This is a genomic window from Solibacillus ferritrahens, assembly GCF_037027585.1.
GTDB classification, from domain to species: Bacteria; Bacillota; Bacilli; order Bacillales_A; family Planococcaceae; genus Solibacillus; species Solibacillus ferritrahens.
In genome coordinates, this window is record NZ_JAXCLE010000008.1 from 18,257 (window position 1) to 44,361 (window position 26,105).

34 protein-coding genes and 1 pseudogene are annotated in these 26,105 nt (G+C 38.6%); 1 reads left to right on the plus strand and 34 read right to left on the minus strand.

Annotation, left to right across the window (positions count from 1 at the left end):
- Positions 1 to 61: 61 nt before the first annotated feature.
- The 27 genes from secY to SNE38_RS09585 all read right to left on the minus strand — a co-directional run bounded on the left by secY (position 62) and on the right by SNE38_RS09585 (position 16,850).
- The gene (secY, locus tag SNE38_RS09455; RefSeq protein ID WP_336046406.1) at positions 62 to 1,357 is read right to left on the minus strand and encodes a preprotein translocase subunit SecY; all 1,296 of its coding nucleotides are present in this window, start codon (positions 1,355 to 1,357) and stop codon (positions 62 to 64) included.
- The gene (gene rplO / locus SNE38_RS09460; RefSeq protein WP_191701166.1) at positions 1,357 to 1,797 is read right to left on the minus strand and encodes a 50S ribosomal protein L15; all 441 of its coding nucleotides are present in this window, start codon (positions 1,795 to 1,797) and stop codon (positions 1,357 to 1,359) included. Before rplO ends, secY begins: the two co-directional genes overlap by 1 nt.
- A gap of 33 nt (positions 1,798 to 1,830) precedes the next feature.
- The gene (rpmD, locus tag SNE38_RS09465; RefSeq protein WP_008406936.1) at positions 1,831 to 2,010 is read right to left on the minus strand and encodes a 50S ribosomal protein L30; all 180 of its coding nucleotides are present in this window, start codon (positions 2,008 to 2,010) and stop codon (positions 1,831 to 1,833) included.
- Between the two features lie 14 nt (positions 2,011 to 2,024).
- Positions 2,025 to 2,525: a 30S ribosomal protein S5 gene (rpsE, locus tag SNE38_RS09470; protein WP_191701165.1), complete on the minus strand. Its 501-nt coding sequence runs from the start codon at positions 2,523 to 2,525 to the stop codon at positions 2,025 to 2,027.
- 21 nt (positions 2,526 to 2,546) lie between these two features.
- Positions 2,547 to 2,906, minus strand: coding sequence for a 50S ribosomal protein L18 (gene rplR / locus SNE38_RS09475; protein ID WP_191704081.1), 360 nt, complete (start codon positions 2,904 to 2,906; stop codon positions 2,547 to 2,549).
- A 41-nt stretch (positions 2,907 to 2,947) separates the two neighbouring features.
- A complete protein-coding gene (rplF, locus tag SNE38_RS09480; RefSeq protein ID WP_191704082.1) occupies positions 2,948 to 3,487 on the minus strand; it encodes a 50S ribosomal protein L6 in 540 nt (179 codons plus the stop codon).
- A gap of 31 nt (positions 3,488 to 3,518) precedes the next feature.
- Positions 3,519 to 3,917: a 30S ribosomal protein S8 gene (gene rpsH, locus SNE38_RS09485; protein ID WP_008406947.1), complete on the minus strand. Its 399-nt coding sequence runs from the start codon at positions 3,915 to 3,917 to the stop codon at positions 3,519 to 3,521.
- Between the two features lie 30 nt (positions 3,918 to 3,947).
- The gene (gene rpsN / locus SNE38_RS09490; RefSeq protein WP_008406949.1) at positions 3,948 to 4,133 is read right to left on the minus strand and encodes a 30S ribosomal protein S14; all 186 of its coding nucleotides are present in this window, start codon (positions 4,131 to 4,133) and stop codon (positions 3,948 to 3,950) included.
- Between the two features lie 21 nt (positions 4,134 to 4,154).
- Positions 4,155 to 4,694, minus strand: coding sequence for a 50S ribosomal protein L5 (gene rplE, locus SNE38_RS09495; RefSeq protein ID WP_191701162.1), 540 nt, complete (start codon positions 4,692 to 4,694; stop codon positions 4,155 to 4,157).
- A 28-nt stretch (positions 4,695 to 4,722) separates the two neighbouring features.
- Complete coding sequence (gene rplX / locus SNE38_RS09500) at positions 4,723 to 5,031, minus strand: 50S ribosomal protein L24 (protein ID WP_336046407.1); 309 nt, start codon at positions 5,029 to 5,031, stop codon at positions 4,723 to 4,725.
- Between the two features lie 37 nt (positions 5,032 to 5,068).
- A complete protein-coding gene (gene rplN / locus SNE38_RS09505; protein WP_008406955.1) occupies positions 5,069 to 5,437 on the minus strand; it encodes a 50S ribosomal protein L14 in 369 nt (122 codons plus the stop codon).
- Positions 5,438 to 5,484: 47 nt separating this feature from the next.
- Entirely contained in the window at positions 5,485 to 5,748 is a 264-nt protein-coding gene (gene rpsQ, locus SNE38_RS09510; RefSeq protein WP_008406957.1) for a 30S ribosomal protein S17, read from the minus strand.
- Positions 5,749 to 5,766: 18 nt separating this feature from the next.
- A complete protein-coding gene (rpmC, locus tag SNE38_RS09515; protein ID WP_008406958.1) occupies positions 5,767 to 5,967 on the minus strand; it encodes a 50S ribosomal protein L29 in 201 nt (66 codons plus the stop codon).
- Complete coding sequence (rplP, locus tag SNE38_RS09520; RefSeq protein ID WP_191704084.1) at positions 5,957 to 6,391, minus strand: 50S ribosomal protein L16; 435 nt, start codon at positions 6,389 to 6,391, stop codon at positions 5,957 to 5,959. The genes rpmC and rplP overlap by 11 nt, the downstream gene beginning before the upstream one ends.
- 1 nt (position 6,392) lies before the next feature.
- Complete coding sequence (gene rpsC, locus SNE38_RS09525; RefSeq protein ID WP_191704085.1) at positions 6,393 to 7,049, minus strand: 30S ribosomal protein S3; 657 nt, start codon at positions 7,047 to 7,049, stop codon at positions 6,393 to 6,395.
- 3 nt (positions 7,050 to 7,052) lie between these two features.
- A complete protein-coding gene (gene rplV / locus SNE38_RS09530) occupies positions 7,053 to 7,397 on the minus strand; it encodes a 50S ribosomal protein L22 (protein ID WP_191701159.1) in 345 nt (114 codons plus the stop codon).
- Between the two features lie 22 nt (positions 7,398 to 7,419).
- A complete protein-coding gene (gene rpsS / locus SNE38_RS09535) occupies positions 7,420 to 7,698 on the minus strand; it encodes a 30S ribosomal protein S19 (protein ID WP_004233637.1) in 279 nt (92 codons plus the stop codon).
- Between the two features lie 60 nt (positions 7,699 to 7,758).
- On the minus strand, positions 7,759 to 8,589 hold the full coding sequence (gene rplB / locus SNE38_RS09540) for a 50S ribosomal protein L2 (protein ID WP_191704086.1): 831 nt from the start codon (positions 8,587 to 8,589) through the stop codon (positions 7,759 to 7,761).
- A gap of 41 nt (positions 8,590 to 8,630) precedes the next feature.
- Positions 8,631 to 8,915 (minus strand): 50S ribosomal protein L23, encoded by a 285-nt coding sequence (gene rplW / locus SNE38_RS09545; RefSeq protein WP_008406966.1) that lies wholly within the window; start codon positions 8,913 to 8,915, stop codon positions 8,631 to 8,633.
- Entirely contained in the window at positions 8,915 to 9,538 is a 624-nt protein-coding gene (gene rplD / locus SNE38_RS09550; protein WP_191701157.1) for a 50S ribosomal protein L4, read from the minus strand. Before rplD ends, rplW begins: the two co-directional genes overlap by 1 nt.
- Before the next feature lie 26 nt (positions 9,539 to 9,564).
- Positions 9,565 to 10,194, minus strand: a complete 630-nt coding sequence (rplC, locus tag SNE38_RS09555; RefSeq protein ID WP_191701156.1) for a 50S ribosomal protein L3 — start codon at positions 10,192 to 10,194, stop codon at positions 9,565 to 9,567.
- A 54-nt stretch (positions 10,195 to 10,248) separates the two neighbouring features.
- Positions 10,249 to 10,557, minus strand: a complete 309-nt coding sequence (gene rpsJ / locus SNE38_RS09560) for a 30S ribosomal protein S10 (protein WP_008406970.1) — start codon at positions 10,555 to 10,557, stop codon at positions 10,249 to 10,251.
- A gap of 369 nt (positions 10,558 to 10,926) precedes the next feature.
- A complete protein-coding gene (locus tag SNE38_RS09565; protein WP_191704087.1) occupies positions 10,927 to 12,246 on the minus strand; it encodes a Na+/H+ antiporter family protein in 1,320 nt (439 codons plus the stop codon).
- Positions 12,247 to 12,371: 125 nt separating this feature from the next.
- Complete coding sequence (locus SNE38_RS09570) at positions 12,372 to 14,324, minus strand: ABC transporter permease (protein ID WP_336046408.1); 1,953 nt, start codon at positions 14,322 to 14,324, stop codon at positions 12,372 to 12,374.
- A gap of 19 nt (positions 14,325 to 14,343) precedes the next feature.
- Entirely contained in the window at positions 14,344 to 15,105 is a 762-nt protein-coding gene (locus tag SNE38_RS09575) for an ABC transporter ATP-binding protein (protein ID WP_336046409.1), read from the minus strand.
- 96 nt (positions 15,106 to 15,201) lie between these two features.
- Positions 15,202 to 16,173, minus strand: coding sequence for a sensor histidine kinase (locus SNE38_RS09580; protein ID WP_336046410.1), 972 nt, complete (start codon positions 16,171 to 16,173; stop codon positions 15,202 to 15,204).
- Positions 16,170 to 16,850: a response regulator transcription factor gene (locus tag SNE38_RS09585; RefSeq protein WP_191704091.1), complete on the minus strand. Its 681-nt coding sequence runs from the start codon at positions 16,848 to 16,850 to the stop codon at positions 16,170 to 16,172. Before SNE38_RS09585 ends, SNE38_RS09580 begins: the two co-directional genes overlap by 4 nt.
- Positions 16,851 to 16,952: 102 nt before the next feature.
- Here SNE38_RS09585 and SNE38_RS09590 point away from each other — a divergent pair, with 102 nt between their 5' ends.
- Entirely contained in the window at positions 16,953 to 17,840 is an 888-nt protein-coding gene (locus SNE38_RS09590) for a LysR family transcriptional regulator (RefSeq protein WP_191704092.1), read from the plus strand.
- 39 nt (positions 17,841 to 17,879) lie between these two features.
- On the opposite strand, the pseudogene SNE38_RS19285 reads toward SNE38_RS09590, so the two are convergent.
- The 7 genes and pseudogenes from SNE38_RS19285 to SNE38_RS09625 form a co-directional block, all read right to left on the minus strand.
- A pseudogene (locus SNE38_RS19285) lies at positions 17,880 to 18,191 on the minus strand (methyl-accepting chemotaxis protein); the annotation flags it as partial.
- A gap of 654 nt (positions 18,192 to 18,845) precedes the next feature.
- The gene (locus SNE38_RS09600) at positions 18,846 to 21,026 is read right to left on the minus strand and encodes a malate synthase G (protein ID WP_336046411.1); all 2,181 of its coding nucleotides are present in this window, start codon (positions 21,024 to 21,026) and stop codon (positions 18,846 to 18,848) included.
- Between the two features lie 190 nt (positions 21,027 to 21,216).
- Entirely contained in the window at positions 21,217 to 22,404 is a 1,188-nt protein-coding gene (gene tuf, locus SNE38_RS09605) for an elongation factor Tu (RefSeq protein WP_191704095.1), read from the minus strand.
- Between the two features lie 136 nt (positions 22,405 to 22,540).
- Positions 22,541 to 24,619 carry an elongation factor G gene (gene fusA / locus SNE38_RS09610; RefSeq protein WP_191704096.1) on the minus strand — a complete coding sequence of 693 codons (2,079 nt, stop codon included), beginning with the start codon at positions 24,617 to 24,619 and terminating at the stop codon, positions 22,541 to 22,543.
- A gap of 82 nt (positions 24,620 to 24,701) precedes the next feature.
- Positions 24,702 to 25,172, minus strand: a complete 471-nt coding sequence (rpsG, locus tag SNE38_RS09615) for a 30S ribosomal protein S7 (protein WP_191701146.1) — start codon at positions 25,170 to 25,172, stop codon at positions 24,702 to 24,704.
- A gap of 41 nt (positions 25,173 to 25,213) precedes the next feature.
- A complete protein-coding gene (rpsL, locus tag SNE38_RS09620; protein ID WP_191701145.1) occupies positions 25,214 to 25,633 on the minus strand; it encodes a 30S ribosomal protein S12 in 420 nt (139 codons plus the stop codon).
- A gap of 100 nt (positions 25,634 to 25,733) precedes the next feature.
- Positions 25,734 to 25,985 (minus strand): ribosomal L7Ae/L30e/S12e/Gadd45 family protein, encoded by a 252-nt coding sequence (locus SNE38_RS09625; protein ID WP_191704097.1) that lies wholly within the window; start codon positions 25,983 to 25,985, stop codon positions 25,734 to 25,736.
- Positions 25,986 to 26,105 lie beyond the last annotated feature (120 nt).

The window sequence follows — 26,105 nt, forward strand, 5'->3', positions numbered from 1 at the left end:
CGTAATGTTCCCCTTTACAACATAAGCCGGCAAGGAAACGTAAATGTTTCCTAGACCTGCATTATTTCATAAATCCTTTATAATGGCGTTTTACTAATTGAGACTCTAACTGTTTCATCGTTTCAAGTGCAACACCAACTACGATAATCATACTTGTTCCCCCGATTTGAGCCGAAGCTGGCAGGTTCATAAAGTTGATAAATAAAATTGGCATAATTGAAATAACTACTAGGAATAGAGCTCCAACAAATGTTAAACGATAAAGAACTTTTGTTAAGTAAGCTTGTGTGTCATTACCTGGGCGAATACCCGGAATATAAGCACCTTGCTTTTTCAAGTTATCTGCCACATTTTCCGGATTCACTTGAATGAATGCATAGAAATATGTGAAGGCGATAATTAACGCAACATAGATGATCATCCCAACAGGTTTAGTATAGTCAAACGTGTTAGTTATGAACGCAGTTACATTATTATCTCCAAAGAATGTTGCTAAAGTTTGTGGTGTAACAATAAACGCTATTGCAAAGATTACCGGAATAACCCCTGCAGCATTTACTTTTAACGGTAAATGCGTTTGCTGTGCCCCTACTTTAGGTGAATTCCCAGCAACTCGTTTTGCATATTGAATTGGAATTTTACGCAACGCTTGTTGAATATATATAACTCCAACTACAACAGCTAGTAGCACTAAAACTAGTAAAGCTAAGATAACAATATTAATAAATAATTGGTCTCCAGCTCCATCAATTTGTTGTGCATACACTTGGTTTACTGCGTTAGGAATCGCAGCTACGATACCAGCGAAGATAATGATTGAAATACCATTACCAACACCATATGCAGTAATTTGTTCAGATAACCACAGTAGGAATGCTGTACCTGCTGTTAACACAACAGAAATCGTTAAGTACGATTGAATACTAGTATCCGTAATCAATGATCCTCCATAAAATTGGTTAAAACCAAAACTCATAGCGAAAGACTGAATAAATGCTAGTACAATTGTGAAGTAACGAGTGAATTGAGCCAACTTACGTCGACCTACATCACCTTGTTTCGCCCATTCTGCAAACTTAGGAACGACATCCATTTGAAGTAACTGGACAATAATTGAGGCTGTAATGTATGGCATAATCCCCATCGCAAAGATAGAGAAGTTTGCTAATGCACCACCGCCAAACGTATTAAGGAAACCTACTAAGCTAAACTCATCAGTTGCCTTTAATACATCTGCGTTAACATTTGGTACCGGGATGAATGTCCCGATACGAAAAATGATTAACATTAATAGTGTGAAGATGATTTTATTTCGTATATCTCGAACGCGCATAAAGTTAGAGATTGTCTGAAACATTAGATCACCTCAGTTGTTCCGCCAGCGTTCTCGATTGCTTCTTTTGCAGAAGCTGAGAATTTGTGAGCTTTGACATTAAGCTTAACGCTTAACGTACCATGACCTAGAATCTTGATTCCAGCTTTTTCGTTGCTCACGATACCAGTTTCTAGTAATAATGCAGGTGTTACTTCTGCACCATCTTCAAAACGGTTTAACGCATCAAGGTTAACGATCGCGTATTCTTTACGGTTAATGTTCGTAAAGCCACGTTTAGGTAAACGACGGAAAAGTGGGTTTTGACCCCCTTCAAATCCTGGGCGAACGCCGCCGCCAGAACGAGCGTTTTGACCTTTATGACCTCTACCAGAAGTTTTACCGTTACCAGAACCGATACCACGACCAACGCGGTTACGTACTTTACGTGAACCTTCTGCTGGTTTTAACTCATGAAGTTTCATTTGGGTGGCACCTCCTTGTTCGTATAATTGAAATTAAATTTCTTTAACAGTAACTAAGTGAGCTACTTTTGTAATCATCCCACGGATAGCAGCATTATCTGCTTGTTCCACAGTTTGGTTTAATTTACGTAATCCTAAAGCCTCAACAACTTTACGTTGGTTTGGTTTAGTACCGATGACAGATTTATTAAGGGTAATTTGTAATTTAGCCATTATAATTCCCCCCCTTATCCTAATAACTCTTCCACTGATTTACCGCGTAGTTTTGCTACATCTTCTACACGTTTTAATTCAGTTAAACCTGCTACAGTTGCACGCACCATGTTAATTGGTGTGTTTGAACCAAGAGATTTTGAAAGAATATCAGTAATACCAGCTAGTTCTAGTACGGCACGTACTGGACCACCAGCGATAACTCCTGTACCAGGAGCTGCAGGTTTAATTAAGATTGAACCTGCACCGAAGCGACCTTGCACTAAGTGTGGAGTAGTTCCACCCACGCGTGGTACTTCGATTAAGTTTTTCTTCGCGTCTTCAACAGCCTTACGGATTGCATCTGGAACCTCTTGGGCTTTACCAGTACCAAATCCTACATGACCATTTTTATCTCCTACTACTACTAGAGCAGAGAAGCGGAAGCGACGACCACCTTTAACAACTTTAGCAACACGGTTAATTGTAACTACGCGTTCTTCAAGTTCTAATTTGTTTGCGTCAATGCGACTCATGAAGTATGTCCCTCCTTCTTATTAAAATTCTAAGCCGTTTTCACGTGCAGCTTCTGCTAAAGCTTTTACACGTCCGTGATATAAGTAACCGCTACGGTCAAATACTACTGTAGTAATATTTTTTTCAGCAGCGCGTTTAGCGATTGTTTCACCGATTTTAGCAGCAGCCTCAATGTTTGCGCTCATACCTTCGAAAGCTTTTTCTTGAGTATTAGCAGAAACTAAAGTTACGCCAGCTACATCGTCGATTAGTTGTGCATAAATGTTCTTGTTAGAACGGAATACGTTTAAACGTGGACGTTGTGCAGTACCCGAAATTTTAGAACGAACACGCCCATGACGTTTTTTACGAACTTGATTTTTATCTTGTTTCGTAATCACAGTGGTCACTCCTTTCAATTATTAATGCGATTTAAGCCGCATTATTTACCTGTTTTACCTTCTTTACGACGAACGAATTCGCCTTCGTAACGAATACCTTTACCTTTGTAAGGCTCTGGTGGACGAACGTCACGAATGTTAGATGCTAATGCACCAACACGCTCTTTAGAAATACCTTTTACGATAATCTTAGTGTTTGAAGGAACTTCGACCTCTAAACCTTCTTCAGGTGTGAACTCTACTGGATGAGAGTAACCTACGTTCAATACAAGCTTGTTGCCTTGTAATTGTGCACGGTAACCTACACCGATAAGTTCTAGAGAACGAGTGAATCCTTCAGAAACACCAGTTACCATATTAGCTAATAACGCACGAGTTGTACCGTGGTTAGTACGGTGTTCTTTAGAATCAGAAGGACGAACTACAGAAAGAATGTTGCCTTCTTGCTCGATTTTCATATCTTGGTTGAATTGACGAGTTAATTCGCCTTTAGGACCTTTAACAGTAACAACGTTGTCAGTACCGATTTCGATAGTTACGTTTGCAGGAACCTCGATAACTTTTTTACCTACGCGAGACATTTATATTGCACCTCCGTTCTTTTCTTACTAATTACCAAATGTATGCTAAGATTTCTCCGCCAACTTGTTTAGCGCGAGCTTCTTTGTCAGTTAATAAACCGTTTGAAGTAGATACTAAAGCGATACCAAGACCGTTTAATACTTTAGGTACTTCGTTTGTTTTAGCATATACACGTAAACCTGGTTTAGAAATACGTTTAAGACCAGTAATAACACGCTCGTTCTCTTTACCATATTTTAAGAAAATACGGATGATACCTTGCTTGTTGTCTTCTACATATTCTACATCACGTACGAAACCTTCACGCTTTAAAATTTCAGCGATCTCTTTCTTTACGTTAGAAGCAGGAACTTCTAACTTCTCGTGACGTACCATGTTCGCATTACGAATGCGTGTAAGCATATCTGCAATCGGATCAGTCATTGTCATGAAAATTTACCTCCTTCCCAAATTAGGGGATTACCAGCTGGCTTTTTTAACGCCAGGAATTTGTCCCTTATATGCAAGTTCACGGAAACAAATACGGCAAAGTTTAAATTTGCGGTATACAGAGTGTGGACGGCCACAGCGTTCACAACGTGTATATTCTTGAACTTTAAATTTTTGCGTGCGTTGTTGTTTAACGATCATTGATTTTTTTGCCACGTCTTCGCCCTCCTTATTTAATTACTTTTGGAACGGCATTCCGAACTGTGTTAATAACTCGCGAGCTTCTTCGTCAGAATTCGCAGTAGTTACGATCACGATGTCCATACCGCGTACTTTTGAAACTTTATCGTAATCGATTTCTGGGAAAATTAACTGCTCTTTAACACCTAATGTATAGTTACCGCGACCATCGAATGCTTTTTTAGAAACACCACGGAAGTCACGTACACGTGGAAGTGCAACAGAAATTAATTTATCCAGGAATTCATACATACGCTCACCGCGTAATGTAACTTTAGCACCAATCGCTTGACCTTCACGTAAACGGAAACCTGCGATAGATTTTTTCGCTTTAGTTACAACTGGTTTTTGACCAGTAATTGTTGTTAATTCTTCAACAGCTACATCAAGAGCTTTAGAGTTTTGAACTGCGTCACCAACACCCATGTTAATAACAATTTTGTCTACTTTAGGCACTTGCATTACTGATTTATATTCGAACTTGCTCATAAGAGCAGGTGATACTTCATTTAAATACTTTTCTTTTAGGCGGCTCATGTGTGTACCTCCCTTCTCATTTTACTTATTAGTCGATTACTACACCTGATTTTTTTGCAACACGAACTTTTTTGCCTTCTTTGATCTCAATACCTACGCGAGTCGGCTCGCCAGATTTAGGATCGATTAGCATTACGTTCGAAACGTGGATTGCAGCTTCTTGAGATACAATTCCACCTTGTGGGTTAAGCTGGTTAGGTTTAACGTGTTTCTTAACGATGTTTACACCTTCAACAAGAACGCGGTCTTGTTTAGGGAAAGCAGCTAAGATTACGCCTTCTTTACCTTTGTCTTTACCAGTATTTACTTTTACTTTGTCGCCCTTTTTAACATGCATTATGTGTCGCACCTCCTTGATTGGTACTGTCATGAAATTAAAGAACTTCTGGAGCTAAAGAAACGATTTTCATGAAGTTGCCATCACGTAATTCACGTGCAACTGGTCCGAAAATACGAGTTCCGCGTGGTGATTTATCATCTTTGATAATTACGCAAGCATTCTCATCAAATTTAATGTAAGTACCGTCTTTACGACGAGCACCTGATTTTGTGCGAACGATAACAGCCTTAACAACGTCGCCTTTCTTGACAACGCCACCTGGTGTTGCTTTCTTAACTGTACAAACAACGATATCACCGATGTTAGCAGTTTTACGTCCAGAACCACCAAGAACTTTAATTGTTAAAACTTCACGTGCACCTGAGTTGTCAGCAACTTTCATACGACTTTCTTGTTGAATCACTTAGGTTACCTCCCTTCGGAAATTTTATTTTATTCCGAAATGTGTTATTAAATAATAACCGCTTTTTCTACAACTTCAACTAAACGGAAGCGTTTAGTAGCTGATAGCGGGCGAGTTTCCATGATACGTACGATATCACCGATATTCGCAGTGTTTAGCTCATCATGAGCCTTAAACTTTTTCGAGTATTTTACACGCTTGCCATAAAGCTTATGCTTTTTATGAGTTTCAACTAATACAGAAATTGTTTTATCCATTTTGTCTGAAACGACACGGCCCGTGTAAACTTTGCGTTGGTTACGCTCAGTCATACATAAAACCCTCCTTTATCAGTTATTTGCACTGATTTCTCTTTCACGAATCACAGTTTTCATACGTGCGATCGCTTTGCGAACTTCACGGATGCGAGCTGTGTTTTCTAATTGACCAGTCGCCAATTGGAAGCGAAGGTTGAAAAGCTCTTCTTTCAGTGATTTTACTTTTAATTCAATTTCATTAGTGGCAAGGTCACGGATTTCATTAGCTTTCATTAGATTCACCACCAGTTTCTTGACGTTTTACAATCTTACATTTCACAGGAAGCTTGTGTGATGCTAAACGAAGTGCTTCACGTGCGATCTCTTCAGATACACCAGCGATTTCGAACATTACTTTTCCTGGTTTTACTACTGCTACCCAACCTTCAGGAGAACCTTTACCAGAACCCATTCGGACTTCTAGAGGCTTTTTCGTGTAAGGCTTATGTGGGAAGATTTTGATCCAAACTTTACCGCCACGTTTCATGTAACGAGTCATTGCGATACGAGCAGATTCGATTTGACGGTTAGTAATCCAAGATGCAGTTGTAGCTTGTAAGCCAAACTCACCAAAAGATACTTCTTTACCGCCCTTCGCTTCTCCACGCATGTTACCACGGTGTTCACGACGATATTTTACGCGTTTAGGTAATAACATTTTATTTGCCTCCTTCCACAGAGTTCTTTTTAGTAGGAAGGACTTCACCACGGTAGATCCAAACTTTTACGCCTAGTTTACCATAAGTAGTGTCTGCTTCAGCATGTGCATAATCAATGTCAGCACGTAATGTGTGAAGCGGAACAGTTCCTTCGCTATAGTGTTCAGCACGCGCGATGTCAGCGCCACCTAAACGACCAGATACTTGTGTTTTAATACCTTTTGCACCAGCGCGCATTGTGCGTTGGATTGATTGTTTTTGAGCACGACGGAATGATACGCGGTTCTCAAGTTGACGAGCGATGTTTTCAGCTACTAATTTAGCATCAAGATCTGCACGTTTAATTTCAATAATGTTAATATGCACACGTTTAGCAGTTAAATCAGTTAAATGTTTACGTAAGTTTTCAACTTCCGTACCACCTTTACCGATAACCATACCTGGTTTCGCAGTGTGAATAGTAATGTTTACGCGATTTGCAGCGCGTTCGATTTCTACTTTAGATACAGATGCATCTTTAAGTTTAGTTTCGATATATTTACGTACTTTGATATCTTCGTGTAATAAGTTTGCATAATCTTTCTCAGCGAACCACTTAGATTCCCAGTCACGAATAATACCAACACGTAGTCCTATTGGATGTACTTTTTGACCCACGGATTAAACCCCCTTCTTCTCAGATACCACAATAGTAATGTGGCTAGTACGTTTGTTAATTGCCGATGCACGACCTTGGGCACGTGGACGGAAACGTTTTAATGTTGGACCTTCATCAACAAAGATTTCAGATACAACTAAGTTATTAATATCTAACTCGTAGTTGTGTTCAGCGTTAGCGACTGCAGATTTTAATACTTTCTCAACGACTGGAGACGCCGCTTTTGGAGTATGACGTAAAATTGCAACTGCTTCACCAATTTGCTTGCCTCGAATTAAGTCTACTACTAGACGAACTTTACGAGGAGCGATACGAACTGTACGAGCGATAGCTTTAGCTTGTGTCATTAGGATTTACCTCCTCTCAAAATTAGCGTCTTGTTTTCTTGTCATCTGCACCGTGACCTTTATAAGTACGTGTCGGTGCGAACTCACCAAGTTTGTGACCTACCATATCTTCTGTCACGTATACAGGAACGTGTTTACGTCCATCATATACAGCGATTGTTAAACCGATGAAGTTTGGGAAGATAGTAGAACGGCGAGACCAAGTTTTAATAACTTGTTTTTTCTCAGAAGCCTCTTGTGCTTCCACCTTTTTCATTAGGTGGTCATCAACAAAAGGTCCTTTCTTTAAGCTGCGACCCATTTAGGAACCTCCCTCCGTGATACGACCACGGCTCTCGAACTGAACCGTAGTATTACCACTTTATTTTTTACGTCCGCGAATAATAAATTTAGATGATTTATTTTTCTTTTTACGAGTTTTGAAACCAAGAGTTGGTTTGCCCCATGGTGTCATTGGTGATTTACGTCCGATTGGAGAACGTCCTTCACCACCACCGTGTGGGTGATCGTTAGGGTTCATTACAGAACCACGAACTGTTGGGCGTTTACCTAACCAACGAGAACGACCTGCTTTACCGATGTTGATAAGTTCGTGTTGTTCGTTACCAACTTGACCGATTGTTGCACGGCAAGTAGCAAGAATTAAACGTACTTCACCAGATTGTAAGCGAACGATTACATACTTGTCTTCACGACCTAATACTTGCGCAGAAGTACCAGCTGAACGTACTAATTGTCCACCTTTACCAGGTTTCATTTCGATATTATGGATTGTTGTACCCATTGGAATGTTTGCTAATGGTAAAGCGTTACCTACTTTAATATCCGCTTCTGGACCTGAATAAATAGTTTGACCTACTTCAAGACCTTTCGGAGCTAAGATATAACGTTTTTCACCGTCAGCATAGTTAATTAAAGCGATGTTCGCAGAACGGTTTGGATCGTACTCGATTGTAGCAACGCGTCCTGGAATGCCGTCTTTAAGACGTTTAAAATCGATAACACGGTATTGTTTCTTGTGACCGCCACCGTGATGACGAACAGTAATTTTACCCTGGTTATTACGACCAGCTTTGCGTTTAGTTGGTTCTAATAAAGACTTTTCAGGTTTATTAGTAGTGATTTCAGCAAAGTCAGATGATGTCATGTTACGACGTCCATTTGAGGTTGGCTTATACTTTTTAATCGCCATTTGTTTTCCCTCCTTCTTAAAGGTTCTTTATAAATTAGAAATTAGATTTCGAATAATTCGATTTCTTTTGAATCAGCAGTTAATTTAACAATCGCTTTACGACGTTTGTTAGTGTATCCACCGAATTTACCAACGCGTTTGAACTTACCTTTGTAGTTCATAACGTTTACTTTCTCAACTTTAACGCCGAAGATTTCTTCAACAGCATCTTTAACTTGAGTTTTGTTAGCGCGAGTGTCTACTTCGAAAGTATACTTTTTCTCTGCCATAATTTCTGAAGAACGCTCAGTAATGACCGGACGTTTTAAGATATCACGTGCTTCCATTATCCAAGCACCTCCTCAACTTTTTTTACAGCATCTTGAGTGAATACAACTTTATCGTGACCTAATAAGTCTAATACGTTGATTCCTTCAGCTGTTAACACTGTAACACCAGGGATGTTACGAGCAGATAAAATAGCGTTTTCGTTAACTTCAGAAGTTACGAATAATGCTTTTTTGCTGATTTCTAGTGCAGCTAATACTGCTTTGAAATCTTTAGTTTTTGGTGCATCAAATGATAATGCATCAAGTACTACTAAGTTTTGCTCTAATACTTTCGTAGATAAAGCAGACTTAATCGCTAAGCGACGAACTTTCTTAGGTAGCTTGTAAGCGTAACTACGTGGAGTAGGACCGAATACAACACCACCGCCACGCCATTGTGGAGAGCGGATCGAACCTTGACGAGCACGACCAGTTCCTTTTTGACGCCATGGTTTACGACCACCACCAGCAACTGCTGAACGGTTTTTAACTTTGTGATTACCTTGACGTAGTGATGCGCGTTGTGCAACAACTGCGTCGAATAATACAGCTTCGTTTGGTGTGATTCCGAAAATCGCATCGTTTAATTCGATTTCACCAACTGAAGCACCTGTTTGACTAAGTACTGAAACCTTTGTCATTCCTGTTTCCTCCTTTCTTGAGAAAATTATTTAGATTTAATAGCAGTCTTAACTGTTACTAATGCTTTTTTAGAACCAGGAACATTACCTTTAACAAGTAGTAAGTTGCGCTCTGCATCAACCTTAACGATTTCAAGGTTTTGAATAGTAACAACTGTGCCACCCATTTGACCAGGTAATTTCTTTTGTTTGAATACGCGGTTCGGAGCTACTGGACCCATTGAACCTGGACGACGGTGATAACGAGAACCGTGAGACATAGGGCCGCGAGATTGACCATGACGTTTAATAACACCTTGGAAACCTTTACCTTTTGTTACACCTGTTACATCGATTACATCGCCTTCAGCGAAAATTTCTACCTTGACTTCTTGACCAACTTCGTAAGCTGCAGCATCTAAGTTGCGGAACTCACGGATGAAGCGCTTAGGAGCAGTGTTTGCTTTAGCTACGTGTCCTTGCTCTGGTTTGTTAGAAAGCTTAATACGCTTGTCTTCAAAACCAAATTGGATCGCTTCGTAACCATCAGTTTCAACAGTTTTCTTTTGTAAAACTACGTTTGGAGCAGCTTCGATAACTGTTACTGGGATTAAATCGCCGTTTTCAGCAAAGACTTGAGTCATGCCAATTTTTCTACCTAAGATTCCTTTAGTCATTTGTCACACCTCCTGTAAATTTTGAAAAAAAGATTTTATATTGTGTTTTTACCATTAAAGTTTGATTTCGATATCAACGCCAGATGGTAAATCAAGCTTCATTAACGCATCAACAGTTTGTGGTGTCGGGTTAACGATGTCGATAAGACGTTTGTGTGTGCGCATTTCAAATTGCTCACGAGAATCTTTGTACTTATGAACCGCACGTAAGATCGTGTATACAGATCTTTCAGTTGGTAGTGGGATCGGACCCGATACTCCAGCACCTGAACGTTTCGCAGTTTCAACGATTTTCTCAGCAGATTGATCAAGGATACGGTGATCATACGCTTTTAAACGAATACGAATTTTTTGTTTTGCCATTACTTTCCCTCCTTCTCGCCTATTTTCTAGACATTCTCCACGAAAATTTCTCCTACACACCGCCATGGCAAAGCGGCCGGGTGTGTCGGCAACCTCTCGCTTCATCGCAGTCAAAGACCAACATTCAACATTATATACAATAAAAAAGAAGTTCGCAAGTCTTTTAGCAAAATTCTTTTTAATAATGTTTCGTTCTTTAGTTTATTTAAATGCGTTCGCTCTTTTTGAGCCGTTTTCTAGTATATAAGAGTATTAACTTGAAAGCAACTATTATGAGTGTAAACTATTTTAAATAAAATATTCAGAAAATAAGTCGACTGTTTTTAATTAAAAAGAAGCCACCTTCATTTATTTGAAAGTGGCTACTTACTATAGGAAGAAAACGACTGCAATCCATCCAAAAATGATTTGCGGTATATTATAGAACATGAATGTCGGAACACACGTATCCCAAATGTGATTGTGCTGACCATCTACATTTAACCCTGCTGTCGGTCCTAGTGTTGAATCGGAAGCAGGTGAACCAGCATCTCCTAATACCCCTGCTGTTCCAATTAAACAAATAATCGCTAGTTCGCTTAAACCTAGTTCTAAGGCTATAGGAACAAAAATTGCCGCGATGATTGGTATCGTAGCAAATGAAGAACCAATTCCCATTGTTACGATTAAACCGACAATTAACATAGTTAAAACAGCAATACTTACATTTCCATTAAAAACGTCCATTGCTCCGGAAACTAATGTTCCAACATCTCCTGTTGCATTAATTACTGCTGAGAAACCGTTTGCCGAAATCATAACGAAACCGACAAATGCCATCATGCGCATTCCATCTGAAAGAACCTCATCAGCTTCTTTCATCTTCAAAGTTCCTGTTATATATAAAATCATGATTCCGGCAATCGAACCTATAATCATTGAATCTGTTATTACTTGTATTATAATAGAAGCAATTAATGCGATTACAGCAAATACTAAGTGTGATATTTTTACTTCTTTATTTAAGTTATTCGTTGCTTCTACTTTTACATCTTCATATTGTCTTGGTTTACGGTAAGCAATAAATGCACCGACTAACCCTACTGCCATCCCAACTGCTACGATGGCCATTGCTTTTGGAACATCATTTAAAGCGATATCCATTCCGGCTAAAGCCATTTGTTCCACAATAATATTCTGATATATTAAACCGAAACCTGCAGGAATGAACATATAGGGCATAATTAAACCAAATGTTAAGATACATGCAATTAAACGACGATCAATTTGCAGCATATTCATTATTTTAATCATTGGTGGGACAATTAATGGAATAAAAGCAATATGCACAGGAATTAGGTTTTGCGACATAATTGCCATTGCTAGTAATACTAAGAAGATTAGTGCTTTTGCAGCACCTTTCTTTTGTGAATCGCCATCACGCTGTACTATTTTTAAAATAGCATTTACTAGCACTTCTGGTATGCCTGTACGGGAAATGGCCAATGCAAAGCCTCCAAGTAGTGCATAGCTCAAAGCAATAGTTGCACCGCCTCCTAGCCCCCCTACAAAGGCATTTATTGTTTCCGTTAAATTTAATCCTCCAGCAAGGCCACCGATGATCGCCCCTACTGTTAAAGATAAAACGACATTTATACGCAGTAAGCTCAAAATAAGCATGACCCCTACCGCTATTAAAACAGCATTCATGTTGTACACTTCACTTTCGTCTGCTAAATTACTAATGTGTTAAAGTTACAAGAAATCTACTATTGAGTCAACGTTTTAGGACAAAATAAAACCGTCAATTAAGAAAAAAATGACGGTTTGAAGGATTATAAAGCTTGTTTAATTATTTTTTTGTAATAACTGATTGTTAATGAGGCAAATACAATATACATCACAATATATAAAGTCATTGTAATCAGGAGTGGTGTTGTCATTTCTGTACCGAATAAAAACCATCCCGATCTAACAGCAAAATAGCTGTGCAGTAAGCCAATAAGCAATGGAACACCAAAATTAAATAGCTGCTTCATCATAATGCCTTTTAATAATTCATCTTGTGTGAAACCAATTTTACGGAGAATCCTATATGATTCTGCCTCTTCATCTGCCTCAGACATTTGTTTAAAGTAAAGAATACTACCTGTTGCAAGTAAAAAAGCCAAGCCTAAAAATGCTGTTGTAAAAATTGTTGTACCGAAAAGATTTAAATTGTATTCAACCGTTGACCGCTGTGAACTTAATTTATTCACTGTACTGCCTTCATGAGATTTAAATAATACATTCGCACCTGTCTGTTTATAAAGCTTTTCCACCTGCTTATATGTTTCCTCATCGGCATTAGTTAAATTAATCGATGTTTGCTCTTGTGTTGAATAACCAATTGCGTATTCACTATTTAATCGTTGCAGCTGATTAAAAACACTATCCTCAACAATAACAATAAATCCACCTGCCGTAACCCGCCAAGCTAGTACAGCAGTATCATTCACTTCTTTAATACGTAACGGGATTTCACTTTCCTGATGTAAAAGAGTTAAGTCAATCGGTGCTTCAATTGGCATTATATTTGATTGAAAGCCGCTAAAGCCTGTAATAATAGCCTCTCCTTTGTTGAGCTGTACCTTAGAATTAAGCTGATGATAATCCGAAAGCGGAATTATTAAGGCATCTGATAATGTATTACCTTGAAACATACCTATTACATCACCTGAAAATATTGTAGCCAAATCAAATTGTGCACTTGTTAATCTAAACGTTTTTTGTTCAAATGCGATACCTTCCTGCTTAAGCGCCTGAATGAATGGTTTTTCACGCCCATCTACCGCTATATAATCAGCCGGCATCTCATCTTCTGCAGAACTACTAGCTGAATAATAGCTAATATACGAAAGTGTTGTAATCGCAAGAGACACCGCTGTTAGTACTGTAATAAGCGTTAATGATTTAGCATTGCCCTTCATACGATGCATTATTGGTGTGAGTGCCAGTACATCCGTTAAATTTAGATGACCCTTTTTTGTAAGACGGAATAAATTCAACAAAAATGCTACCGAAAAACGGAAAACAAGATATGTGCCGCCAATTGTAGTTGCTAAAATAATGACCATACTTAAAAATAAATTTGTCGTTTGCCCTGTAAACAACACAGTACTTCTATAATATCCATAAATAATTAAGCCGAGGCCAATCGCCCCCATCATCATCGGAAATACACTAAAGCTTTTTACCCGCTCATCGGCTTGCTTTGATGCATTAAATAAAGATAATAAGGTTGTTTTACGAACCATAAACGCCATTTGAACTAAAATAATAACTAATAAAACCCCAAATACCATCAAAGTATTTACAACCGCTACTTTACTAAAAGTCATTGTCACTACTGCATCAAATTGCAAAAGTTTCAGCAAAATCATTGCGAACAATCGTGAGCTCAGTAACCCTAATACCATTCCGATACTTACTGCTCCGATAAATAGTAATATATTTTCAAAAGCAATTAAGCGTGTTACAAGTCCTTTTGTCATACCAATAAGCTGGTATAGTCCGATTTCCTTGCTCCTGCGCTTAATGAATAAGTGATTGGCATACAGCACAAAGAATAACACAATAAAATACAGCATATACGAAGCAGCTTCAAAACCCGATGATGCTGTGCCGCTCACTTTTGTCGCTGCAATGATGGATTCATTGTATTGTAATGTTACAAAAGAGAAAAAAAGCGTCACACTAAAAATTAGTGCAAAAAAGTATAAATAATAGTGACGCATGTTTTTTTGCATGCTTTTAAAAACGAGCTGACTAAGCTTCACCTTGCTCACCGCCTAAAACACTTTGCGTATTTAAAATTTGCTGGAAAAATTCTGTGCGGGATTTATCGCCCTTATACAACTCTGTATAGATTTGACCATCCTTTAAAAACAGTACACGTGAACAGAAACTTGCCGCGACTGCATCATGTGTAACCATCATAATCGTTGCATTTTTTGCTTGATTAATTTCCGATAAATTATCGAGCAGCGCAGTAGCTGTTTTTGAATCAAGTGCTCCTGTTGGCTCGTCGGCAAATACTAACGAAGGATTAGATATCAGTGCACGCGCAGCAGATGTACGTTGTTTTTGACCACCTGAAATTTCATTCGGATATTTCGATAAAATATCCGAGATACCTAAAATGGAGACGAGATCCTGCAATCGTTTTTCTGCAGCCGCTTTTGGGATAGTACTAAGCGATAACGGTAATAGAATATTTTCCTTCACTGTTAATGTGTCGAGTAAGTTATAGTCCTGAAATATAAAACCGAGCTCATCGCGACGGAATTTTGCTAATGTACGCTCTTTCATCCCTTGTAACTTTTGCCCATTAATCTCCACAAATCCATCTGTCACTTGATCTATTGAACAAAGTACATTTAATAACGTTGTTTTCCCCGAACCTGAAGGACCCATAATGCCAACAAATTCACCTTTTTCAACTTCTAAGTCAATTCCTTTTAGTACTTCCTGTGCAAGCGAACGCTTACCATATGTTTTTCGAACTTTACGTGCGATTAGAATACTCATTGTCCCCATCCTTTCTTGATATGTTCATTTTACAAGTTCTGCCCTATTTAATCGTTTGATTTACATGACAAAAACGCTCGGTAAATGACAAGTTCGTCACATTCCAAGCGTTTTATGATAACTATTCGGCTTTGGGAAAGTAATTTTTACGGAAGTACCGATATTTTCGGTTGATTCAATTGTGAGAAGAACGTGCAGTGAGTCGGCTGCCTGCTTAGCTAAATACAACCCCATTCCCGTTGCCGCACTTGTTTCCCGACCAATAGTTCCAGTATAGGATTTACGGAAAACACGAGGCAAATCTTCACTTTTTATTCCGATTCCGTCATCTTGAATTTCCAATACAACTTGTTCATCTATCATACGTGCTAGTACCCTGATTTCTCCTCCGACGTCACTATACTTTACTGCATTGGATAAAATTTGCCGTACGATAAATCCAAACCACTTTGCATCAGATTGAACTGTCATCTTTTCAATATCAAGCTCTATAGCTATTTGTTTTTCAAAGCACCAGCTACGAAGTGCTTTTATTTCTTGTATAATAACACTTTTCACGTCAACTTTTTCGATTCGATTGTCGAGTTCGATTGTCATCAGACGGGTTGCATGGAGCTGTTGATCTAATAATAAGTAAAGACGTAGCCATTCATTTTCAATACGTTCCTTTAATTCGCTATCCTCAACTTTTTCCATCAATAATTGCATAGCAGTTAAAGGCGATTTCATTTCATGTACCCATGCTAAAAACTCATCCTGTCGTTCAAGTACTAGCAGCTTTTGCTCTTGCACTTGAGCACTCCTTCTTGCTAGTTGTTCTTCATACTCTTCATGAATAACTGCCATGTAATTACCCTTGCGTTTTGCATAGGCCTTCATCGTTTGTCTATCTTTCATAAAACGCCAGCTAAAATAAACAGTTACTAGTGCAAGCCATACAATGTTTACATAAAAAAAGGAAACACCTTCGAAACCTTTATCGACAAATATAATTAAATTTATGATTAGCTGAAGTACAGTAACAAACAGTATGCTCGAAAAGTATTGTCTTATAAACAGTGGAATCATGCATCCACCGCCATGTAGCCCAGCCCTTTTTTAGTAATAATGCCCCCTAAAAGTCCAATATCCTCTAAACGTTGCCTTAACCGGTTTACATTCACAGTTAATGTATTATCATTTACGAATCGTTCATCATCCCACAATTTACGCATCAATTCATCTCGAGAGACAATCTGTCCTCTAGCCTTTACTAGTACCTTTAAAATAAACAATTCATTTTTTGTTAGCTCAACACGTTCACCCATATAATGAACCATCGCACGATCATAATGGATTTCCGCTCCATTCCATTTCTCCACATCACTCTGTATTGTTTCCTGGTAGTTATAAGCCCGACGTAGTAATGCTTGTACTTTAGCAATTAAAACTTCTGTATGAAATGGTTTTTGCACAAAGTCATCAGCACCCATTTGCATAGCCATAACCATATCCATTGGGTGGTCACGTGAAGAAAGAAACAAAATAGGAACATTTGATACTGCCCGAATTTCGCGACACCAATGAAAGCCATCAAATGCCGGAAGTTGAATATCAATAATAACGAGCTGTGGTTCCTCTTTTTTAAAAGTCCCCATTATATGCTGGAAATCTTCTGGACCGATTACTTCTATATTCCACTGGGCAAACCGCTCACAAATTACATCAAAAATTGAAACATCGTCTTCAATTAGTAGTACTTTCATCCAATTCACTCCTTTTACCTACTACCATTATACAAAAACTAATACACCACTACTTCTAAACTTTGCTATAATCAATTCAATTACACCAGAAGAGGTGAAGCTATGGATATACGCCAAATCGAATACTTTGTGGAAGTAGCAAAACATTTAAGTTTTACAAAAGCAGCTACTACTTTGCATGTATCGCAGCCATCTATTAGTAAAGCAATTCAAAATTTTGAGGCTGAGCTTGGTGTTCCGTTATTTTACCGTTCATCAAAACAGCTCGAACTAACAGATGCCGGTCAAGCAGTCCTCATTAATTCGATGCAAGTGCTCGAATCCTTTCAAAACTTGCGCTCAGAACTAACCGATTTAATGCAACTAAAAAAGGGGCAAATTCGCATCGGCATTCCACCAATTGTCGGCGCAGAATTTTTCTCGAGATTAATTAGCTATTATAAGGAGCTTTACCCATACATTGAAATCTTATTAACTGAAGTAGGAACAAAGAGGATTCGGCAGGAAGTTGAATCAGGCGAGCTGGATATTGGCCTAGTATGTAGTGTGACATCGTCGAATGAAAATTTGGAAACAATTCGGTTTTTAAAAGATCCGCTACTTTTAATCGTACATGAAAGTAATCCACTGGCTCAAAAGAAAAAAGTACAACTAAGTGATTTAGCTAAAGAAAATTTTATTATATATCGGAAAGATTTTATTTTATACGACCGGATTATTGAGGAATGTTCAAAAAACGGCTTTTTCCCGATGATTGCATGCGAAACGACCCAAAAAGATTTTTTTATAGAAATGGTTCAGGCAAAGCTTGGCATCGCTTTACTTCCAGAAAAGCTTGCCGAAAAAATTCCTTACACATCCATAAAACGTATTCCCTTTCACGAGGAAGCAATTCATCTAGAACTCGGTATCACGTGGAAGAAAAATAAATACTTACCTTTTTCAGTACGCGAATTTATTAAACTTGCACATGAATATGTTTTACAATAAAACGGTTGCCTAGAAAAGTTCAAAATCTAGGCAACCGTTTTATAGTTTATTGGCATAATCATTTAACTGGGTAGACATTTCTTGAATTTCCTTCACAAAATCTGAAACTTGATGAATCGACTCTGTCTGTGAAGTACCAATACTGGAGATTTGAGCAATTGAATGGGCAATTTTTTGTGTTGCCTCATTAATTTGCGTCATCGTTTCTCTAATCTTTTGCGTAGATTCAATTGTCTCTTTTGAAAACTTACGGATTTCAGTTGCAACAACTTCAAAACCTTTTCCCTTTTCGCCTGCACGGGCAGCTTCGATAGCCGCATTTAAACCAAGCAAATTTGTTTGATCAGCCATCCGCTTCAATAACATTAGAATATCTGAAGTCTGTCGTACATTTTCTTCGGCTAGCTTAGATTGTACCAATAACTCATTTGCTGATTCTGTCAGTTTAGAAGAACCGTTCGCAATCTTACTAATTTGATTATTTGCCTGTGCTAAAGAACCGGTCATCGTGTTTGAGATTTCTATTAACTCGGTCTGTTTACGTACTTGTACTGCTATCCCACCAATTACCTTACCTGTTAGATCATGCAGTGGTGTAGCGGTGCCAATAAATTCAAAGCCATAAAAACCAGCAGGTATTACAGCCTCTAAACGGCTATTTTTCTTTAATGCAATCATTAATGGCTCTTCCATATGTAACTGTTGACCAACTTTTATTTTTAAGTTTATGTTTTTACCTGGAAAATACGCAACGAACTTTTCCAAATTGCATACGGCAATCGATAAATCGATTGGAATGGCTTTATTCATAACCTCTATCATTGAAATAAATGTCTCTAGTGATGTAATTTTATTTAACATTTCAAATCGCTTCTTTCATTATCTCTATATCGTGACTATTATACCACTTTTTTACTTTTAAATGTGTAGATTTTCCATTAATCTTTAACTAATAAACAAAAAAATACTGCTATTTCGTTAAAAATAGCAGTAACTCAGAAAATATTATGCGTTTACTTTTTGCTTTGCTTTTGCTTCAATGCGTTTTTTGTGTAAAATTGGCTCAGTATAACCGTTTGGCTGTTCGTAGCCTTTAAACACTAAATCGCTTGCTGCCTGGAAAGCTACAGATTCTTCATAGTTTACTGACATTGGCGTACATGACGGATCATCTGCATTTTGCTCATCTACTATTTTTGCCATGCGTCTTAATGTTTCTTCCACTTGCTCTTTTGTGCAAATACCGTGATGTAACCAGTTAGCAATATGCTGACTTGAAATACGTAAAGTTGCACGGTCTTCCATTAAGCCAACATTATTAATATCCGGCACTTTCGAGCAACCAACGCCATTCTCCACCCAACGTACCACATATCCTAAAATTCCTTGAGCATTGTTATCTAGCTCTTGCTGAATTTCTTCTGCTGTCCAGTCCGTATTTTCAGCAACCGGAATTTCTAAAATAGCATCTTGTAAATCTTCTGAAGTCGAAATACCTTTTTGAATGTCTTTTACATTTACTTCATGATAATGTGTGGCATGTAAGGTAGCTGCTGTAGGTGATGGTACCCATGCCGTATTCGCACCTGCTTGTGGATGATTAATCTTTTGCTCAATCATTTCCGCCATTAGATCTGGCATTGCCCACATTCCCTTACCAATTTGCGCACGACCTTGTAATCCCGTATTTAAACCAACGGCAACATTTGATTTTTCATAAGAAGTTAACCATGTAGATGTTTTCATTTCACCTTTGCGAATCATTGGTCCCGCTTCCATCGATGTATGAATTTCATCACCAGTCCGATCTAAGAAGCCTGTGTTAATGAATACAATACGATTTTTCACTTCACGGATACATGCTTTTAAGTTAAGAGACGTACGGCGTTCTTCATCCATTACACCAATCTTTAAAGTATGGCGTGACAGACCGATTAAATCTTCAATACGATCAAATAATTTATTAGCGAAAGCAACTTCTTTAGACCCATGCATTTTTGGTTTTACAATATAAATAGAGCCTTTTTGTGAGTTTTTAAATGGACCATTCCCTAGAATTTCATGCTTGGCAATTAAGCTCGTCAAAACCCCGTCCATAATTCCCTCAGGTACTTCGCCACCATCTTTATCGAGAATAGCTGGATTCGTCATTAAGTGACCCACGTTCCGAATAAACATTAATGAACGTCCATTTAAAGTAACTGTATCACCGTTTAAACCTGTATATTCACGGTCTGGATTTAAAGTACGCGTCACTGTTTTTGTACGTTTTTCAAATGTTGCCGATAAATCACCTTTCATTAAACCTAACCAATTTGAATATACTTCAACTTTATCTTCTGCATCTACTGCTGCAACAGAATCCTCACAGTCCATAATTGTTGTAATGGCAGACTCTAGGAAAATATCCTTTACACCAGCGGCATCATCTTTTCCTATTGGATGGTTACGGTCGATTTGAATCTCTATGTGTAAATCATTATTCTTAAGTAAAATTGCAGTTGGTTCTTCAGCAGTACCTTGGTAGCCAACTAATTTTTCCGGATTTGCTAATGTTGTTTTTTCGCCGTTATTTAATGTTACTCGTAATGTGCCTTCTACAATTGCATAATGAGTTGCTTCTTTATGTGAAGCACTATCTAATAACGGAACAGCCTGATTTAAGAAATTTTTTGCATACTCTATAACTTTGTTCCCGCGAATCGGATTATAGCCTTTCCCTGCAGTTGCACCATCTTCATCACTGATAACATTAGTCCCATATAATGCATCATAAAAACTTCCCCAACGTGCATTCGCTGCATTAATGGCGTAACGTGCATTACTTACCGGAACTACTAATTGTGGACCCGCTTGGAAAGCAATTTCTTCATCTACATTTTCTGTCTCTACACGGAAATCCTCAACCTTTGGCTCAACATAACCGATTTGCTCTAAGAAAGTTTTGTAACTAGCAAATTCAAAGTTTCCCTTGTTTTCTTTATGCCACTGATTAATTTTATCCTGCAATTGATCACGGTGTGCAAGTAACGCTTTATTTTCTGGTGCCAGCTCGTGAATTAGTTGATCAAAACCTTCCCAAAACGCTTGTTGCTCAACGCCACTGTCTGGTAACACCTGTTCATTAATAAACTGAAGCAATACGTCTGCTACTTGTAAATTCCCCACCTGTACATAATTTGTCATAAATATATCCCCCTTCATATCTAAAATTAAATAAGAATCCCCTGTTCTTGTTTTCATTATAATAGAAAGAGTGGGTATAAATGAAATACATAATTCGAATAAACATTATGCTTTTAAGTTATAATGCAAATAAAAAAACACCTTGCAAGCGTCCCTACAAGGTGTTTTAGAAATTAGCAATTAGCTAAAATTATTTTTGGATAGAAGCTACTACGCCAGCGCCTACAGTACGGCCACCCTCACGGATAGAGAACTTAGTACCTTCTTCTAAAGCGATTGGAGCGATTAGCTCTACAGTCATTTCGATGTTATCACCAGGCATAACCATTTCTACGCCTTCAGGTAACATACAAATACCAGTTACGTCAGTTGTACGGAAGTAGAACTGAGGACGGTAGTTAGAGAAGAATGGAGTATGACGTCCACCCTCTTCTTTTGATAAAACATAAACTTCAGCTTTGAAGTTTGTGTGTGGAGTAATTGAACCTGGTTTAGCTAATACTTGACCACGTTGGATATCTTCACGAGCAATACCACGTAGTAAAGCACCGATGTTGTCACCAGCTTCAGCGTAATCTAATAATTTACGGAACATTTCTACACCAGTTACAGTTGTAGTTTTAGCTTCTTCTTCGATACCGATAACTTCTACAACGTCACCAACTTTAACTTGACCACGTTCAACACGGCCAGTTGCAACTGTACCACGACCAGTAATAGAGAATACGTCCTCTACTGGCATCATGAATGGTTTGTCAGTTTGACGTTCTGGAGTTGGGATGTAGTTATCAACAGCGTCCATTAATTCAACGATTTTTTCTTCCCACTCTGGCTCTCCTTCAAGAGCTTTAAGAGCAGAACCTTTGATTACTGGAAGATCGTCGCCTGGGAAGTCGTACTCAGATAATAAGTCACGGATTTCCATTTCAACTAATTCTAATAATTCTTCGTCGTCTACCATATCACATTTGTTCATGAATACTACTAAGTAAGGAACACCTACTTGTTTAGAAAGTAAGATGTGCTCACGAGTTTGTGGCATTGGACCATCAGCAGCAGATACTACTAAGATACCGCCGTCCATTTGAGCAGCACCAGTGATCATGTTTTTAACATAGTCAGCGTGTCCTGGGCAGTCAACGTGTGCATAGTGACGAGTTTCAGTTTCATATTCAACGTGTGAAGTATTGATTGTGATACCGCGCTCTTTTTCTTCTGGAGCGTTATCGATGTCAGCGTAAGATTTAGCTTCTCCACCCATTTTTTTAGAAAGAACTGTTGCGATAGCAGCAGTTAATGTAGTTTTACCATGGTCAACGTGTCCGATTGTACCAACGTTAGCATGCGTTTTTGAACGGTCAAATTTTTCTTTAGCCATTAGAAAATGCCTCCTCAGAGATATGTTTTATTTTTTAAAATTTATTCTAAGATTGCTGACTATAAACGGGCCCCATCTATAGTCAGTCAATCATAGCTTACAAATTATTTATACTTGATGCAAGGTGAAATTTCAATTATTCACCTTTATTTTTTTTAACGATTTCTTCTGCAATTGATTTTGGTACTTCTTCATAGTGATCAAACACCATTGAGAATACACCGCGACCTTGAGTTGCAGAACGTAAAGTTGTAGCATATCCGAACATTTCAGATAGTGGAACCATAGCACGTACTACTTGTGAGTTACCACGAGCTTCCATACCCTCTACGCGACCGCGACGAGCAGTAATGTTACCCATAATATCACCAAGGTACTCTTCTGGAATTACAACTTCTACTTTCATCATTGGCTCTAAGATTACTGGGTTACATTTTTTAGCTGCTTCTTTAAGTGCCATAGATGCAGCGATTTTGAACGCCATTTCACTTGAGTCAACGTCATGGTAAGAACCGAATACTAATTTCGCTTTAATGTCGATTAGTGGGTAACCAGCTACTACACCGCGGTCAAGAGAGTCACGTAGACCCGCTTCTACTGCAGGGATGTATTCACGAGGTACAACACCACCAACGATAGCGTTTTCGAATTCGAAACCTTTACCCTCTTCGTTTGGAGAGAACTCGATCGTTACGTCACCGTATTGACCTCGACCACCAGATTGACGAGAGAATTTACCTTGAACTTTAGCTTCGCTACGGAATGTTTCACGGTAAGATACCATTGGAGCACCCACGTTAGCTTCAACTTTAAATTCACGTTTCATACGGTCAACTAAGATATCAAGGTGAAGTTCACCCATACCAGAGATGATCGTTTGTCCAGTTTCTGTGTCAGTGTGAGCACGGAAAGTTGGATCTTCTTCTTGTAATTTTTGTAAAGCTTGACCCATTTTATCTTGGTCAGCTTTTGATTTAGGCTCTACAGATAAAGAGATAACTGGCTCTGGGAAGTCCATTGACTCTAAGATAACAAGGTTTTTCTCGTCACATAGAGTATCACCTGTTGTAGTATCTTTAAGACCTACAGCTGCAGCGATATCACCAGCAAATACTTTAGCGATCTCTTCACGAGAGTTAGCGTGCATTTGTAGGATACGACCTACACGCTCACGTTTACCTTTAGAAGAGTTTTGTACGTAAGAACCTGCATCTAATGTACCTGAGTACACACGGAAGAATGTTAACTTACCTACGAATGGGTCAGTCATTACTTTGAATGCAAGAGCTGAGAATGGCTCTTCATCAGAAGAATGGCGGATGATTTCTTCTTCACCGTCAACATCTGTACCTTTAATTGCAGGAACGTCTGTTGGAGCTGGTAAGTAATCAACAGCAGCATCTAGCATTTTACGAACACCTTTGTGTTTGAATGCTGTACCACAAAGTACTGGGTAGAACTCTACCGCGATAGTAGCTTTACGGATAGCCGCTTTTAATTCTTCATTTGAAATTTCTTCGCCTTCTAAGTATTTTTCCATAAGCTCTTCATCAACACTTGCAACAGCGTCGATTAGCTTCTCACGGTACTCTTCAGCTTGTGCTTTATGAGATTCTGGAATCTCACCAACAGTTACATCAGTACCCTCTTCATTACCGTAGAACGTAGCGTTCATTTCGATTAAGTCGATGATAGCTGAGAACTCGTCTTCAGCACCGATTGGTAACTGGATTGGGTGAGCGTTCGCTTGTAAACGATCGTGTAAAGTTCCTACAGAATATAAGAAGTCTGCACCCATTTTATCCATTTTGTTGATGAATACGATACGAGGAACCCCGTACGTAGTAGCTTGACGCCATACTGTTTCAGTTTGAGGCTCAACACCAGATTGAGCATCTAATACTGTTACAGCACCATCAAGAACACGTAAAGAACGTTCTACTTCTACAGTGAAGTCTACGTGTCCAGGAGTATCGATGATGTTAATACGGTGACCGTTCCATTGAGCTGTTGTTGCAGCAGAAGTGATTGTGATACCACGCTCTTGTTCTTGCTCCATCCAGTCCATTTGAGAACCGCCATCGTGTGTTTCACCGATTTTATGAATCTTACCAGTGTAATAAAGGATACGCTCAGTTGTTGTTGTTTTACCAGCATCAATGTGAGCCATGATCCCAATATTACGTGTATTCTCTAGAGAGAATTCGCGTTTCATAGGAAATTTCTCCTTCCATATTGGGTTAGCTGTATAGGTGGTTAAAAAACCTAAGCTCTAGCAAGCTAGAGCATAGATCAAATTACCAACGGTAGTGAGCGAATGCTTTGTTCGCTTCTGCCATTTTGTGCATATCTTCACGTTTCTTAACTGAAGCACCTGTGTTGTTAGATGCATCTAAGATTTCGTTAGCTAAACGCTCTTCCATCGTTTTTTCTCCACGAAGACGAGCGTAGTTTACTAAATAACGTAAACCTAAAGTTGTACGACGTTCTGGACGAACTTCTACTGGTACTTGATAGTTAGAACCACCAACACGACGAGCACGTACTTCAAGTACAGGCATTACGTTGTTTAATGCAGCTTCAAATACTTCTAAAGCATTTTGACCCGAACGCTCTTGAACTAATTCAAAAGCTCCGTATAAAATCTTTTGAGAAGTACCTCTTTTACCATCAATCATCATTTTGTTGATTAAACGAGTTACTAGTTTTGAATTATAAATTGGATCTGGTAACACGTCACGTTTGGAAACAGGACCTTTACGAGGCATGTGTTTTCCTCCTTTCGAATCGTTGTTTATTTAAACTTAAATTATTTTTTTTCTTTTGGACGTTTAGTACCGTATTTAGAACGAGATTGTAAACGACCGTTAACACCAGCTGTATCAAGTGCACCACGAACGATGTGGTAACGTACTCCAGCTAAGTCTTTTACGCGTCCGCCACGGATAAGAACTACACTGTGTTCTTGTAAGTTGTGACCTTCACCTGGGATATACGCAGTAACCTCAAGTTGGTTAGTTAAGCGTACACGAGCATATTTACGTAAAGCCGAGTTCGGTTTACGTGGTGTCATTGTACCAACACGAGTACAAACTCCGCGTTTTTGAGGAGACTTAACGTCAGTTAAAGATTTTTTAAATGAGTTATATCCTTTGTTTAACGCTGGAGATTTTGATTTCGTGTTTTTAGATTGACGAGGCTTACGTACTAATTGGTTAATTGTAGGCATCGATTTGTCCTCCCTTCATTTTTTCCTTGTTTCAATACCACACATCCAGGTGGTTCATTTTTTGGGTAAAAACAAAGTCTTTGTGTATTTTACACAAAAACTACATCGCAGTAATCGCAACAACTGCAGCTCCAACATGAATGCCGCAAGCTTTACCAAGTTCTTTTCTTGAATCGACGTAATAAACTGGTACACCGATTTCTTTCGCGAGAAGAATGGCCGGATCGGTAACCCACTTGTCTGCATCGACTGCGACAAAAAGAGCTGATACTTGTCCAGCATACATTGCTTTCACTGCTTGCTTTATACCTATGATTGTTTTACTGGCCTGTTTTACTTGATCGTAAGACATTTACATATCCTCCTAAGTACAGACAGTTAACTATCAACCTTCAATATATTATCATTCCAAACTTATACTGTCAACCAATTTCTCATGAAAGAATATTGATTATTTGTTTGTTCGGGAATA

What these genes read in the sequence shown, in the direction of transcription:
- secY (WP_336046406.1), bottom strand. Translation starts at nt 1,357, where the DNA reads ATGTTTCAGACAATCTCTAACTTTATGCGCGTTCGAGATATACGAAAT.
- rplO (WP_191701166.1), bottom strand. Translation starts at nt 1,797, where the DNA reads ATGAAACTTCATGAGTTAAAACCAGCAGAAGGTTCACGTAAAGTACGT.
- rpmD (WP_008406936.1), bottom strand. Translation starts at nt 2,010, where the DNA reads ATGGCTAAATTACAAATTACCCTTAATAAATCTGTCATCGGTACTAAA.
- rpsE (WP_191701165.1), bottom strand. Translation starts at nt 2,525, where the DNA reads ATGAGTCGCATTGACGCAAACAAATTAGAACTTGAAGAACGCGTAGTT.
- rplF (WP_191704082.1), bottom strand. Translation starts at nt 3,487, where the DNA reads ATGTCTCGCGTAGGTAAAAAAGTTATCGAGGTTCCTGCAAACGTAACT.
- rpsH (WP_008406947.1), bottom strand. Translation starts at nt 3,917, where the DNA reads ATGACAATGACTGATCCGATTGCAGATATGCTTACACGCATTCGTAAT.
- rplE (WP_191701162.1), bottom strand. Translation starts at nt 4,694, where the DNA reads ATGAGCCGCCTAAAAGAAAAGTATTTAAATGAAGTATCACCTGCTCTT.
- rplX (WP_336046407.1), bottom strand. Translation starts at nt 5,031, where the DNA reads ATGCATGTTAAAAAGGGCGACAAAGTAAAAGTAAATACTGGTAAAGAC.
- rpsQ (WP_008406957.1), bottom strand. Translation starts at nt 5,748, where the DNA reads ATGACTGAGCGTAACCAACGCAAAGTTTACACGGGCCGTGTCGTTTCA.
- rpmC (WP_008406958.1), bottom strand. Translation starts at nt 5,967, where the DNA reads ATGAAAGCTAATGAAATCCGTGACCTTGCCACTAATGAAATTGAATTA.
- rplP (WP_191704084.1), bottom strand. Translation starts at nt 6,391, where the DNA reads ATGTTATTACCTAAACGCGTAAAATATCGTCGTGAACACCGTGGTAAC.
- rplV (WP_191701159.1), bottom strand. Translation starts at nt 7,397, where the DNA reads ATGACACAAGCTAAAGCTATCGCTCGTACAGTTCGTATCGCTCCTCGT.
- rpsS (WP_004233637.1), bottom strand. Translation starts at nt 7,698, where the DNA reads ATGGGTCGCAGCTTAAAGAAAGGACCTTTTGTTGATGACCACCTAATG.
- rplB (WP_191704086.1), bottom strand. Translation starts at nt 8,589, where the DNA reads ATGGCGATTAAAAAGTATAAGCCAACCTCAAATGGACGTCGTAACATG.
- rplW (WP_008406966.1), bottom strand. Translation starts at nt 8,915, where the DNA reads ATGGAAGCACGTGATATCTTAAAACGTCCGGTCATTACTGAGCGTTCT.
- rplD (WP_191701157.1), bottom strand. Translation starts at nt 9,538, where the DNA reads ATGACAAAGGTTTCAGTACTTAGTCAAACAGGTGCTTCAGTTGGTGAA.
- rplC (WP_191701156.1), bottom strand. Translation starts at nt 10,194, where the DNA reads ATGACTAAAGGAATCTTAGGTAGAAAAATTGGCATGACTCAAGTCTTT.
- rpsJ (WP_008406970.1), bottom strand. Translation starts at nt 10,557, where the DNA reads ATGGCAAAACAAAAAATTCGTATTCGTTTAAAAGCGTATGATCACCGT.
- SNE38_RS09565 (WP_191704087.1), bottom strand. Translation starts at nt 12,246, where the DNA reads ATGAATGCTGTTTTAATAGCGGTAGGGGTCATGCTTATTTTGAGCTTA.
- SNE38_RS09570 (WP_336046408.1), bottom strand. Translation starts at nt 14,324, where the DNA reads ATGCAAAAAAACATGCGTCACTATTATTTATACTTTTTTGCACTAATT.
- SNE38_RS09575 (WP_336046409.1), bottom strand. Translation starts at nt 15,105, where the DNA reads ATGAGTATTCTAATCGCACGTAAAGTTCGAAAAACATATGGTAAGCGT.
- SNE38_RS09580 (WP_336046410.1), bottom strand. Translation starts at nt 16,173, where the DNA reads ATGATTCCACTGTTTATAAGACAATACTTTTCGAGCATACTGTTTGTT.
- SNE38_RS09585 (WP_191704091.1), bottom strand. Translation starts at nt 16,850, where the DNA reads ATGAAAGTACTACTAATTGAAGACGATGTTTCAATTTTTGATGTAATT.
- SNE38_RS09590 (WP_191704092.1), top strand. Translation starts at nt 16,953, where the DNA reads ATGGATATACGCCAAATCGAATACTTTGTGGAAGTAGCAAAACATTTA.
- SNE38_RS09600 (WP_336046411.1), bottom strand. Translation starts at nt 21,026, where the DNA reads ATGACAAATTATGTACAGGTGGGGAATTTACAAGTAGCAGACGTATTG.
- tuf (WP_191704095.1), bottom strand. Translation starts at nt 22,404, where the DNA reads ATGGCTAAAGAAAAATTTGACCGTTCAAAAACGCATGCTAACGTTGGT.
- fusA (WP_191704096.1), bottom strand. Translation starts at nt 24,619, where the DNA reads ATGAAACGCGAATTCTCTCTAGAGAATACACGTAATATTGGGATCATG.
- rpsG (WP_191701146.1), bottom strand. Translation starts at nt 25,172, where the DNA reads ATGCCTCGTAAAGGTCCTGTTTCCAAACGTGACGTGTTACCAGATCCA.
- rpsL (WP_191701145.1), bottom strand. Translation starts at nt 25,633, where the DNA reads ATGCCTACAATTAACCAATTAGTACGTAAGCCTCGTCAATCTAAAAAC.
- SNE38_RS09625 (WP_191704097.1), bottom strand. Translation starts at nt 25,985, where the DNA reads ATGTCTTACGATCAAGTAAAACAGGCCAGTAAAACAATCATAGGTATA.